Source organism: Flavobacterium sp. N2550 (genome assembly GCF_025947265.1).
Taxonomy (GTDB): Bacteria; Bacteroidota; Bacteroidia; order Flavobacteriales; family Flavobacteriaceae; genus Flavobacterium; species Flavobacterium endophyticum.
The window spans coordinates 304185-316948 of record NZ_CP110007.1; the positions used below are offsets into that span (position 1 = coordinate 304185).

The 12764-nt window shown below is 36.4% G+C and carries 13 protein-coding genes; 8 read left to right on the forward strand and 5 right to left on the reverse strand.

From position 1 onward, the window contains the following. Positions 1–44 precede the first annotated feature (44 nt). The 3 genes from OLM56_RS01335 (at position 45) to murI (ending at position 2494) form a co-directional block, all read left to right on the forward strand. On the forward strand, positions 45–1118 hold the full coding sequence (locus tag OLM56_RS01335; RefSeq protein ID WP_264528063.1) for an OmpH family outer membrane protein: 1074 nt from the start codon (positions 45–47) through the stop codon (positions 1116–1118). A 30-nt stretch (positions 1119–1148) separates the two neighbouring features. After that, complete coding sequence (locus OLM56_RS01340) at positions 1149–1649, forward strand: OmpH family outer membrane protein (RefSeq protein WP_170148775.1); 501 nt, start codon at positions 1149–1151, stop codon at positions 1647–1649. 65 nt (positions 1650–1714) lie between these two features. After that, the gene (gene murI, locus OLM56_RS01345) at positions 1715–2494 is read left to right on the forward strand and encodes a glutamate racemase (protein WP_264528064.1); all 780 of its coding nucleotides are present in this window, start codon (positions 1715–1717) and stop codon (positions 2492–2494) included. 15 nt (positions 2495–2509) lie between these two features. Here murI and OLM56_RS01350 read toward each other — a convergent pair whose 3' ends face one another. Both OLM56_RS01350 and OLM56_RS01355 read right to left on the reverse strand, forming a co-directional pair. Beyond that, positions 2510–3028, reverse strand: coding sequence for a gamma carbonic anhydrase family protein (locus OLM56_RS01350; protein WP_264528065.1), 519 nt, complete (start codon positions 3026–3028; stop codon positions 2510–2512). 72 nt (positions 3029–3100) lie between these two features. After that, positions 3101–4093, reverse strand: a complete 993-nt coding sequence (locus OLM56_RS01355) for a type IX secretion system membrane protein PorP/SprF (protein WP_121375273.1) — start codon at positions 4091–4093, stop codon at positions 3101–3103. 342 nt (positions 4094–4435) lie between these two features. On the opposite strand from OLM56_RS01355, the gene OLM56_RS01360 reads away from it, so the two are divergent. The 5 genes from OLM56_RS01360 to OLM56_RS01380 all read left to right on the forward strand — a co-directional run bounded on the left by OLM56_RS01360 (position 4436) and on the right by OLM56_RS01380 (position 9307). Beyond that, a complete protein-coding gene (locus OLM56_RS01360; RefSeq protein WP_264528066.1) occupies positions 4436–5335 on the forward strand; it encodes a NifU family protein in 900 nt (299 codons plus the stop codon). Positions 5336–5392: 57 nt separating this feature from the next. Further along, complete coding sequence (locus OLM56_RS01365; RefSeq protein ID WP_182492819.1) at positions 5393–5593, forward strand: dodecin family protein; 201 nt, start codon at positions 5393–5395, stop codon at positions 5591–5593. Positions 5594–5669: 76 nt separating this feature from the next. Continuing rightward, on the forward strand, positions 5670–7688 hold the full coding sequence (locus OLM56_RS01370) for a thioredoxin domain-containing protein (RefSeq protein WP_264528067.1): 2019 nt from the start codon (positions 5670–5672) through the stop codon (positions 7686–7688). Positions 7689–7796: 108 nt separating this feature from the next. Further along, positions 7797–8606 carry a mechanosensitive ion channel family protein gene (locus tag OLM56_RS01375; RefSeq protein ID WP_264528068.1) on the forward strand — a complete coding sequence of 270 codons (810 nt, stop codon included), beginning with the start codon at positions 7797–7799 and terminating at the stop codon, positions 8604–8606. Between the two features lie 26 nt (positions 8607–8632). After that, on the forward strand, positions 8633–9307 hold the full coding sequence (locus tag OLM56_RS01380) for a hypothetical protein (RefSeq protein WP_121375278.1): 675 nt from the start codon (positions 8633–8635) through the stop codon (positions 9305–9307). On the opposite strand, the gene tsaB is transcribed toward OLM56_RS01380, so the two are convergent. Genes tsaB through OLM56_RS01395 form a run of 3 tightly spaced genes read right to left on the reverse strand, consistent with a single transcriptional unit; the run spans position 9308 to position 12732 of the window. After that, on the reverse strand, positions 9308–9964 hold the full coding sequence (gene tsaB / locus OLM56_RS01385; RefSeq protein WP_264528069.1) for a tRNA (adenosine(37)-N6)-threonylcarbamoyltransferase complex dimerization subunit type 1 TsaB: 657 nt from the start codon (positions 9962–9964) through the stop codon (positions 9308–9310). Further along, a complete protein-coding gene (locus tag OLM56_RS01390; protein WP_264528070.1) occupies positions 9964–11283 on the reverse strand; it encodes an efflux RND transporter periplasmic adaptor subunit in 1320 nt (439 codons plus the stop codon). The genes tsaB and OLM56_RS01390 overlap by 1 nt, the downstream gene beginning before the upstream one ends. Before the next feature lie 3 nt (positions 11284–11286). Then, complete coding sequence (locus OLM56_RS01395; RefSeq protein WP_264528071.1) at positions 11287–12732, reverse strand: TolC family protein; 1446 nt, start codon at positions 12730–12732, stop codon at positions 11287–11289. Positions 12733–12764: the final 32 nt, after the last annotated feature.

The window sequence follows — 12764 nt, forward strand, 5'->3', positions numbered from 1 at the left end:
CAATATAAATTTGGCACGATATTTTCTAATATAACATCAAGAATATGAGAAAACATTTTTTTATACTATTTCTATTAGCCGCTCTTCCAGCTACAGTTGGGGCACAGACTCGCGGTATTCGTATTGGATACATAGACATGGAATACATTTTGGAAAAAGTTCCTGACTATGCTGAAGCCAAAAACCAGCTAGAGCTAAAAGCTCAAAAGTGGAAACAAGAAGCAGAAGTAAAAAGAAATGAAATCAATAAGCTGAAAGAAAATCTGAAAACAGAAAGAGTCTTATTGACCAAAGAACTTATTGAAGAAAGAGAGGAAGAAATCTCTTTCCTTGAAACTGAATTATTAGATTTTCAGCAAAAAAGATTTGGATCTACAGGTGATCTAATCACGCAAAAAGCGGTATTAGTAAAACCGATTCAAGACCAAGTCTTCACTATCGTGCAAGATATAGCTGAAAGTAAAAAATATGATTTTATTTTTGACAAATCATCAGATCTTACGATGCTATTTGGAGCCGAAAGACATAACATCAGCGACCTAGTTGTAAGACAGCTTACAAGAGCAGAAAAAAGAGAGCAGCTTAGCAATAAGCAGTTGAAGGAAGAAGCCGAAAAAGAGCGCAAGCAAGACATGATTGATTCAAACCCGGATTTGGCAGAAAGACAAAAATTACTTGAAGACAAAAAAGCGGCGAGAGAGAAAATAATCGAGGATAGAAAACTTGCAGCTGAAGAAAAGAAAAGAGCATTTGAAGAAAAACGAGCTAAACTTATGGAAGAAAGGGAAGCGAAAAAAAATGCTGCTAAAACAAAAACAGAAGACGTTAAAAAGACAAGTTCTGAACCCGAAAAAGCGACTACAGAAACTGTAAAAGAAGAACCTAAAGACGGAAACGCCGTAGAAGAAAAAAATACCGCTGCAGCACAAGCAATAGCAGATAAAAAAGCTCAGGCAGAGCAAGCTAAAAAAGACGCCGCTGAAGAAAGACAAAAAAAATTAGACGAGCGTAAAAAAGCCTTGGAAGAAAAAAGAAAGAAAATTTTAGAAGAACGAGAAGCCGCTAAAAAAGAAAAAGAAGAGAAAAAAACTTCTGGAGAAAACAATAACGGGAACTAAAACTAAATTAATATTTAATACTTTAAAATGATGAAACAATTGAAAACTTTACTAATCGCCGCAGCTCTTTTCATTGGTGCAAGCCAGACTATGAATGCTCAAGCAAAGACTGCACATGTTGACGTTAGTGAAATTATGGCTAAGATGCCTGCTATGTTGGAAGGGCAAAAGCAACTTGAAAAATTGAACCAGACTTACAATGCTGATTACAAAACAATGGTTGATGAATATCAAGCCAAACTAAAAAAATACGATTCTGAATCTACAACTGTTTCTGAAAAAATAAACCAAGACAGAGCCGTTGAAATCCAAGACATGCAAAAAAGAATCAGAGATTACGGCGAAAATGCTCAAAAAGAATTACAGCAAAAAGAACAAGATTTGTTCAAGCCTATCCAAGACAAAATCAAAGCCGCTATTCAAAAAGTAGGTAAAGCTAAAGGATACCAATATGTTTTAGATTCAAACATGGTTCTACTTGCAGATGGTCCAAACATCACTGCTGACGTAAAAAAAGAACTTGGTTTCTAATCAATCCAAAATATTTTTAAAAACTGCTCAAACTAATTGAGCAGTTTTTTTTTACTTTTGTTTCTATGATAAACTCAAACCCAATCGGACTATTTGACTCTGGAATAGGCGGAACTTCCATCTGGAAAGAAATCCATCAATTGATGCCTAGCGAGAATACTATTTATTTGGCTGACAGCAAAAATGCACCCTATGGACAAAAATCTAAGGATGAAATTATTGCACTCAGCATAAAAAATACTGAATATCTTTTAGACCAGAATGCAAAAATAATCGTAGTAGCTTGCAATACAGCAACCACAAATGCCATAAAGGAATTGAGAGCTAAATATGACGTTCCGTTCATTGGAATCGAGCCTGCCATAAAACCGGCAGCAAATAACTCAAAAACCCAGACTATAGGAATCCTGGCTACAAAAGGAACGCTTAACAGCGAACTTTTCAATAAGGCAGCAGAACAATTCCAAGACACAAATATTATCGAGCAGGTGGGCTATAATCTCGTAAAGCTCATCGAAGATGGAGAAATGCATTCGAAAGAAATGACATCGCTTTTAAAAACATACCTAACGCCTATGATTGAAGCCAACATAGATTACCTGGTATTAGGATGCAGCCATTACCCTTATCTGATTCCAAAAATAAAAGAAATTTTGCCGTCTCACATCAAAATCATCGATTCTGGTGAAGCTGTAGCAAAGCAGACGCAAAAAGTACTGGAGGAAAAAATTGGGCTTAATGCAGAGCAAAAAAAACCTAGTACTATATTCTATACCAATTCAAATCCAAAGGTATTAGAAACAATCTTGGAAAATAAATATACCGTACTTCAAAAGGATTTTTAAGCAAGTCTAAGACACTTACTTTTCTTCTTTTAGCCAACTTGAATACATCACATAATTATTCGAGATACGCTCTATTTCGCCAGCAAAATCCGATTTGTTTATATCCTTTACCTTCTTAGCCGGAACACCGGCATAGATTGCTCCCGATTCAACAATAGTATTCTGCGTGACTACCGCTCCAGCTGCTATAATCGAATTGCTTTCAATTACGCAATTATCCATTACGATAGCGCCCATGCCTATCAAAACATTGTCCTGCACAGTACAACCGTGCACAATGGCATTATGCCCTATTGAAACGTTATTTCCAATTACCGTTGGGTGTTTTTGGTAAGTACAATGAATAACCGCTCCATCCTGGATATTTACTTTGTCTCCAATCTTGATATAATGCACGTCGCCTCGGATTACAGCATTAAACCAAACACTGCAGGAAGAACCAAATGTTACATCGCCGATAATAGTTGCGTTTTCAGCCACATAGCAATCGCCCGGAATTAAAGGACTCTTGCCATTCACAGTTTTTATTAGCATAGGAATATAAAAAAGAATCCCGATAACATTATTACAATTATCGGGACAGAATTAATATCAACTTTAAAATAATTAATTAACAGCAGGACAATTACAATCCCATTTTTCTCTCTTGCAGAATAAGTTCAGACCTAAAGTGATTTGGTGGAAACCTCCATCATCAAACTTTACATCTCCTGTCAAATGGGAGTATGTATAGGCAACCATAAAGTTTTTATAATTCAAGCCCACGATTGGGGTAATGTATTGAAGTTTTTGGTCAGAAACACTGTTTCCGTCAAGATATTGGGCTCCGTCGAAGCTTCTTCTATAAGACAAACCTCCCCAAAGCTTTCCGAAATCTAAATCTTTGTAGACCTTTAAGTTTACGTCGATAGATTTTTCTTTAGTCTCATCAACAAGTTGGAATAAGAAAGAAGGCTCCCACTGTAATCTGTCTGGATCTCCGAAAACATAACCAGCACTAAACAAATATTTTCTTAAGTTATCAGACTCATAATCAGTATAGATTTCTCTTCTGATGTTTGAAACAGCATTTTTTACCGTAAAGTGAGCATAAAAATCCAAATAGTTGTATGAAGCACCAAAATCTACGTTGAAATAAGAATCTTTTTGGTAAATTCCACCTACAACAATTGGATCAAATCCTTCAAACTCAGATTCATCTAATTTACTTTGTACCAATCCTGCACTCATACCGAATGACAATTGGTTCAAATCGTAATCTCCTCTTGAAAATTGGATATGGTGGGCATACGTAAGTTTTGCTCCTACTTGCGAGTGGTAACCATTCTTATCATTAAAAAGTATAATACCGACACCCGATTGTTCCCCCACTCTGCCGTTAAAGCTCAATGTCTGTAGAGCTGGAGCATCATCCTGCCCAAACCATTGCTGACGAGCAGTTAAACGTAATTTAGCACAATTTGCAGCACCAGCCATTGAAGGGTGGATCAAATAATAATTATCGGATAAATAATCTGAATAAACGGCAATTCCTTCTTGTGAAAACGATATTTGTGACAATAACAATAATAATGCTAAATACCTCTTTTTAAAATTCATGGGGTCTATCTTTTTAATGAAAATGCTCTTAAAACAACCTATCAAAAACCTGCTACCCTTAGATTACCTATTAAACAGGCAGGCCGATTTGATCTAGTAATTTTTCGTAGCGGTCAAATATATAAATTTTTGTGTTAGGTTGGTATACTAATTCGTTAATATTACACACTCTTTTTATATAAACTTTAAGAAAAAAAATAAAAAGCTCTTAAATAATTATCCCGCCACTATTCACTTGGACTGTTAAACAAAAACGAAAGAACTGTTAATTTATTCTATAAAAAACCAAATATAATATTTCACGGAAAATTTCTTTGTTAAATTTGCTAAAAATAAAATCTAATGATAAATATTATAATAAAAGAAACTCAAAATCCGACAATATTAAAGTTCGAATTGCCTGATTTTATTACACAAAATGAAAATTTTGAGTTCAAAAATATAGACGAAGCCAAAGATTCTCCTCTTGCCCAACAATTGTTCTATCTTCCGTTTGTAAAATCCGTTTATATCTCCGGAAATTTCATCGCCATCCAAAGATATAATATCGTAGAATGGGATGATGTAAAAGATGCTGTTGCGGAGCAGATTGAAAGTTTTGTCAATAAAGGCGGAAAAATTCTAACTATTACGGAGAAAAAAGTCCAAAAACAACCATTGACAGTTTATGCTGAAAGCACGCCAAACCCATCGGTTCAGAAATTTGTCGGCAGCAAGATGATGACAAAAACGGCGATGGAATTTAAAAACATCGACGAAGCAGCATCATCTCCTTTAGCCTTAGAGCTTTTCAAATTCCCTTACGTAAAAGAAGTTTTTATTGATGAGAATTATATCTCAGTTACGAAATATGCAGTAAAAGAATGGCAGGACATCACCTACGAACTAAGAACTTTTATCAAAGAGTTCATTGAAAACGGAGGAACAGTTATCGACGAAGACGTAGCTGCGATGAATCCGAAAATAGAAAAACAGAAAATTGAGAATTTCGACAACCTAGATACAACTTCACAGCAAATCATAAACATTCTGGAAGAATATGTAAAACCAGCTGTAGCAGCAGACGGCGGCAATATCCTTTTTGATTCGTATGACGAAAAAGAAAAACGAGTAAAAGTTGTATTGCAAGGAGCGTGCAGTGGGTGCCCTTCTTCAACATTTACCCTTAAAAGCGGCATCGAAAACATGCTGAAAGACATGCTGAACGACGAAGAAATAAAAGTGGAAGCAATAAATAGCTAGCAAAAGACACATTTATTTGCTATTTTTATAAGATAAACAATTTAAAACTAGCAAATTATGTCTGTACTAAAAGTAATCGAGGTTCTTTCTAGCTCTGAGACAAGCTGGGAAGACGCTACAAAAAAAGCTGTTTCTAAGGCATCCAAAACCTTAAAAAATATCAAATCGGTGTATGTCCAAGATCAAAGCGCTACTGTAGAAAATGGAACGGTTAAGGAATTTAGAGTAAATTTAAAACTTACTTTTGAACTAGAATAAAGAAACATAAATCACCTGAATCAAGCGTTTCGAATATCGGAGCGCTTTTTTTTATAAAAGAAAGCAGTCTTTCCAAATGAACGATTTACATAACGAAACCAGTCCGTATCTTCTTCAACACGCCAACAATCCAGTACACTGGAAAGCTTGGAGCCAAAAATCTTTGGATTTTGCCAAAGAAAATGACAAATTAATAATAGTCAGTGTGGGCTATTCTGCTTGCCACTGGTGCCATGTAATGGAACATGAGACTTTCGAGGATTCTGAAGCTGCCGCTGTCATGAACCAAAACTTTGTCAGTATAAAAGTTGACCGAGAAGAAAGGCCAGACATAGATGCTGTTTACATGAAAGCCGTTCAAATTATGACAGGTCGAGGCGGATGGCCCATGAATGTCGTGTGTCTTCCAGATGGCAGGCCTGTCTGGGGAGGAACCTATTTCAGAAAAAGCGAATGGATGGACACTTTGCAACAATTACAGCAACTCTATCGGTCTAATCCTGAAAAAATGATTGACTACGCCGAAAAATTGCATCATGGAATCAACTCCATAAGCCTAGTACATAAACCAGAAGATGCCGAACAATTTGATTCGAGCACTCTTGCCAATCTTATTGAAAAATGGAAAAAAAGTTTTGATTGGGAATTCGGAGGCTATAGCCGGGCTCCGAAATTCATGATGCCGAGCAATTACTCTTTTCTACTGCGCTATGCCTACCAGAAAAAAGACAACCAACTATTGGAATTCGTCAACCTGACGCTCACAAAAATGGCTTACGGAGGTTTATTCGACACTATTGACGGGGGCTTCTCGCGATATTCTGTCGATATGAAATGGCATGTCCCTCATTTTGAAAAAATGCTATATGACAATGGGCAATTGGTGTCGCTCTATTCAGATGCCTATAAACTCACGAAAAATCCATTATATAAGGAAGTGATTGAAAAAACACTGTTCTTTGTATCAAAAGAACTCGCCAATCGTGATGGAGGATTTTATTCTGCCCTAGATGCAGACAGCTTGACCGTAGATAACCATTTAGAAGAAGGTGCTTTCTATGTTTGGACAAAAGAAGAACTGAAAGCCATATTGAAAGAGGATTTCGAACTATTCAGCATCATCTTCAATATTAATGAATTCGGATTTTGGGAAGAAGAAAACTATGTCTTGATCCAGACAGAATCTTTAGAAGAAATTGCTTCACAATATAAAAAAGATAGTTCTGAGCTTCATAGAAAGAAACATAAATGGGAAAACCTGCTCTATGCCGAAAGAGAAAAAAGAAAGAAACCAAGATTGGACGACAAATGTCTTACTTCGTGGAATGCATTGATGTTAAAAGGATTCGTCGATGCCTATAAAGCTTTAGGAAACAAAGACTATTTAAATAAAGCGTTGCAAAATGCTTCTTTTATAACTGAAAATCTCTGGGCTCCTGAAGGAAACCTGTTGCACAGCCATAAGGACGGCAAAAATACGATAAACGCTTATCTTGAAGATTATTGTTTTGTGATTGACGCATTTATTTCCTTATATGAAGCTACGCTTGACGAGAAATGGCTTCATCACTCAAAACAGCTTGCCGATTATTGCTTCGATCATTTCTATGATACTACAACTGATTTCTTTTCCTTTACTTCCGATATTGATGCCGCGTTAATTACAAAACATTACGAATTAGAAGACAATGTAATTCCTGCTTCAAACTCCGTCATGGCAAATAACCTTTATAAACTTGCTATTTATTTTGACAATCCTTATTATGCATCTATATCCCAGAAAATGCTGGGTCATATTCTTCCTAATATCGATTATCCCTCAGCTTTTTCAAACTGGCTGCATGCTTTTCTGAATTTCTCGGATGAAAATAGAGAGCTTGCCGTTTGTGGAGAGCAAGCATTAGCAAATATTTTAATCTTGCAAAAAGACTACCTTCCCAACATTGTCTTTTCTGGAAATGACAAGCCTTCCGAACTACCATTCTTAAAATCTCGATTTGAAGAAGGAAAAAATTTATATTATGTATGCCAAAATAAGACTTGTGATTTGCCTTCTGAAAATCTAGAATTAACTTTGCAAAACTTAAAGTTTTAAAACAAACACGACATCCATCACATTAAAATTATTATAATTTAAGAAAAATTTATTTTTTTAATCAGTAGATTTGATACTTAAATACGAAAACACTTTTTACCATCCAGCATGTTGATTGACACTCAAAAAATAGAAACGTATACAGATCGTTTTATCGCGGTTTTAGTCGATTATTCACCTCGATTAATCGGTGCCTTTTTAATACTCTTTCTGGGATTATGGGGAATCAGACTTTTGAACCGTCTTGCCACCAAGATCATGATTAGCCGAAATCTAGAACCTACGCTGACTACGTTCTTGGCCAATATCTTGATTTGGGTCTTGAGAGTACTGTTATTTGTAATTTTTATCTCCAAACTGGGAGTTGAGACCTCTTCGTTTGTAGCCATTCTTGGGGCTGCCGGTTTGGCCGTTGGTCTGTCATTGCAAGGATCTCTTTCTAATTTTGCAGGCGGTGTTTTGATTATCCTTTTCAAACCTTTTAAAGTCGGTGATACGATTGAAGCTCAAGCCGAAACAGCAAAGGTTTTAGAAATTCAAATTTTTACAACAAAATTACTGACTGCGTCTAATCAGGTTGTTTATATTCCGAATGGCATACTTTCGAACAATAAAATCAAGAATTTTTCGCAAAACAACAGCAGGAGAGCCGATCTTGTTTTCAAGATAAATTATGAGACCGACATAAAGCAGGTAAAAGATATGCTGATGGAAATCATGAAAAAACACCCTCAAGTGTTAAAAAACCCCGCTCCAGCAGTAATTGTCAGCGATTTGACAGATACTGGCATAAATTTAGTGGCTAGACCATGGTCCAAGAACGAAAATTTTGGAAACATGAGCTCTGATATTTTGGAACAGAGCCTGGCAGAATTAGAAAAAATGGAGAAGAGTCCATTTGTAAAAGCAAGCACATAAAATATTTAACCTTAAAACCTTAAAAAATGAATTTTAAAAGCATCTTATTCCTATCACTTTCATTTGCAAGCCAGATTGGCTTCGCACAGACTGTAAATTATGAGTCAAACAATAGGCGTGTTGAGTCAAATATAGTAACATACGATACAAAACCACAAGGAAGCCAATATATAGATGAGACATTTCTTCCTGGAAGTTACCAAAACAATAGTCAGATTATATTATTAAGATATAATGCCTTTACTGACCAGATAGAGTTTAAAGACTCTGATGACGCAACCAAAAACCTTATTCCTAATAAAGGTGTGCCTATAGTTACTACTAGCAAGAAAAATACTTATGTGTATGAGGACTATACAACTCAAAAAGAAGGAAACAAAACAGGCTATCTGAATCTGATTAGCGAAAACGGACAGGTAAAGATTTATTCAAGAACTAAAGTTTTCTTAAAAGAAGCGGTAGCGGCTTCTAGCGGTTATCAGACAGCTAAACCTGCTATGTATAAAAAAGCAGCGACAGAATATTATATCAAAGTAAAAGAACAACCTATCGTTTTTATTCCATCAAATAAGAAAGAACTGTACAAACTCTTCCCTGGAAAAGAAAAAGAAGTTACAGAGTACATAAAATCAAATAAAATTTCTTTGGATAAAGAGGAAGATTTAAAAAGCTTAGGTTCGTTTTTAAACACTATTTTATAATCATTTGATCATAAAATCTTTCAAATAAAAAGGCTCAAAGTAAGCGACATCTACGGTGTCGCTTTTTTTATGCTTTTCAAAAGAAAGAAGACTCATTTCTTTGGCAGAAGGATACGTATTTTCTGGATAGTAAACAAATCTCGCATCTTTCAATATATCGGCACACTTTAAAGCGCCGTCACCGATTAAATGGATAGTGCCTTCTAGGTCTGAAAAAGATTCTTCGGTGATGATTTCTGCTTTGGTATCTCGTATTTTTTGATAACTCTTGTCAAAAACAGCATTATAGACTTCCATCCTTCTGGCATCAATCATCGGAACAATCAGTCCTTCAGAAATTGAAAGCTGAGCAGCCAACACTTCTAGAGTATCAATCGCTATCAATGGAATATCCAAGGCATAACACAAACCTTTTGCAGCCGAAACGCCAATCCTAAGCCCTGTATAAGAACCGGGGCCTTGGCTTACCGCAATCGCGCTTAAATCGGAGAAATCTATTTGTAGTTCCTGCAATGCTTCTGCTATAAAAACATGGAGTTTTTCGGCATGTGAATAACCTTGTTCAGCCATTTCCTTGCAAAGAAGTGTTTCTCCTTGCTTGGCAATGCTTATCGAGCAGTTTTTCGTAGCCGTTTCAATATTGAGAATATAGGACATTATTTTTTTGTCTTGCTGTCTTTTTTAACTTCGCCTTCAGATTTGACATGTACCATATCGCCTGAATTTAAATCTTTTGTGACTGTAGCGTAAGGACCAATTATTACGACATCGCCTTTTTTCAAACCTGAAGAAACTTCAATATTGGTATCGTCTTGGATTCCAGTTTTTATGACTCTTATCTTTGCCTTATCGCCTACTTTCACAAACACACATTCAAATTTCTTATCAGATTTTGGCGCTTTTTGATTGTTATTTTCGTCTTCTTTCGTACTTATCGCCACAGGTTTCGCAGTAGCAGAAGTATCCGATTTCACGACCACAGAACTTATCGGAATAGACAGCACGTTATCTTTTCTTTTGGTCATGATATCGACTGTCGCCGTCATACCTGGCCTAAAAGGCGAATAACTTTCTGGCTTGCCTTCAAGCAAATCAGCATATGATTCTTTCAATATCCTTACTTTTACTTTAAAGTTTGTCACCTGATCTGCTGTCAATGCTGTACTGGCAGAATTTGAAATGCTGGTAACGATTCCTTTGAATTCTTTTTTAAGGTAAGCGTCAACTTCAACTTTTGCAGAATCACCAACATTAATCTTAACAATATCATTTTCATTCACATCAACTTCAACTTCCATGTTGTTAAGATTCGCTACTCGCAAAAGCTCGGTACCCGTCATCTGTTGTGTACCAAGTACTCTTTCGCCTAATTCTACGCCTAATGAAGAAATCGTTCCGTCGGCTGGAGCATAAATTGTAGTTCGTCCTAAGTTGTCTTTTGCTTCGTTCACGGTTGCTGAAGCACTTTGAACGTTATAATACGCCGATTGTTTTGTCGCTTGAGCAACTTCATATGAGGAAATCGCCTTGTCCCAATCTGATTTTGAAATTATTCCTTTTTCAAAAAGCGTCTTGTTTCTTTCATAATTTGCTTTTGCTTCTTTAAATTGAGCATCTGCTTGGCTTAAGCCTGCTTTGGTTCCAGAAAGGCTTGCTACAGAACGATTCAGTCCAGAAGTATACAAATCAGGATTGATGCGAACTAGCAGATCGCCTTTTTTAACGACCTGTCCTTCTTTTACAGGCAGTTCTATAATTTCACCCGAAACCTCAGATGAAATTTTCACTTCAATTTCTGGCTGAATCTTACCGGTAGCAGAAACCGTTTCGATAATCGTCATGGCCTCTACTTTTGATATTTCTACCTCTTTTCCTTTCTCCTTATTTCCAATAGCACCTGTCTTGGAAAGTACCAATAAAATAATTATCAGAAGTATTGCACCTCCTAGTATATAATAAACTGTCTTCTTTTTCATAATTTATTGTTTTTGGATAATAGGAATGCCGAAATAGAATTCTAAAACTTTCACCCTAAAGATATAATCGAATTTTGTCCTTAATACTTCAGATTGCGCGTTGACATACAATGTCTGTGCTTGATTGAGCTCAAAGGCATTCATCAATCCTACTTCAAATTTTTCCTTAGCATAATTAAAGGCTTCTGTTCTCGCATCCAATGCTACCAAAGCCGATTCATAGGATTTCAAAGCTCCTTTGGCATCAGTAAAAGCTGTATAGACATTTCGTTCGAGATCCAGTTCTTGTTGGCTATATACGGTTCTTGAACGCTCCAAGGCTATTTTTGAACGCTCGACATTGTTTCTGGCTGACAATCCGTTTAGGATAGGAATGTTCAACTGAACACCGAAAGAGTGTCCTTTGTTATCACTGAATTGATCAAAAACTGGTGCTGGACTTCCTAATAATGGAGACGTATTTGGTGTTACTACATTTTGGTTCGTCCCTTCGACAACTCCTATCACTCTAGTAGGGTTTTGAGGATTCAGTTCAAAACCAGTTACTCTATCCGAATAGGAAGCTCTGGTGCTAAAACTATAAAATCCTTGTAAGCTAGGTTGGTATGCTCCTCTCGCTATTCTTACATCTTTTTTTGCTATCTCTAGGTTTGTCTTGGCAATTTTCAATTCTGCTCTTTCTTCTTTTGCTTTTTCAAATATGGCAGAAGGTGACTGAAGCATTACTTCGCTTTCTCTTACTTCATAATCATTATCTGCGATATCAAAGTTCTGGAAGTCTTCTAGCTGTAGCAATTGCGCTAAGCTCAGTTTTGAAATCAGCAATGTATTTTCTGCAACGATTACTGCCTGTTGGCTGCTTGCTACAGTGGCATTCATATCCAACAGATCACCTCTCGGTACAGAACCGGCATCGACCAAGGCTTCAGTTCGCTGTTTCTGTTTTTCATTATTCTGTAACTGCTCTTTTTGAACTTTCAGGTTTTCTTTATTAAAAAGGATTTGCAGGAAAGCATTGGCTACATTCAAAGAAACATCATCTTTCATCTTTGACAGCTGATATTGTGCTGCAATTACTGAAAGTCGGGCTCTTTTAAGCCTGTTCATGTTTTGCAATCCTTTGTAGATATCGATATTAGCATTTAGGCCTGCAGAAGTAAATTGAACCGTCTGATTCTCCAAAAGACCGGTAGTGATATTTTGGTTCAGACCGATATTCCACGAATGTGAGGCACTTGCATTGATCGACGGCAAGAAATTGCCAAAAGCGTCTTTTTTATCAACAGCTGCAACTTGGCTGTCCAAATCGGCCTGTCGTATAGAAATATTATTATCTAACGCATACTGCACGCACTCTTGCAAGGTCCATTTTTTTGCCTGGGCATTTGATGCAAGCCCGAAGAAAAGGGCAAAAATTAAAACTAGTTTACTGACCAACGTTTTTTTCATAGATAATTACGTACAAAATGTGTAATCGATTG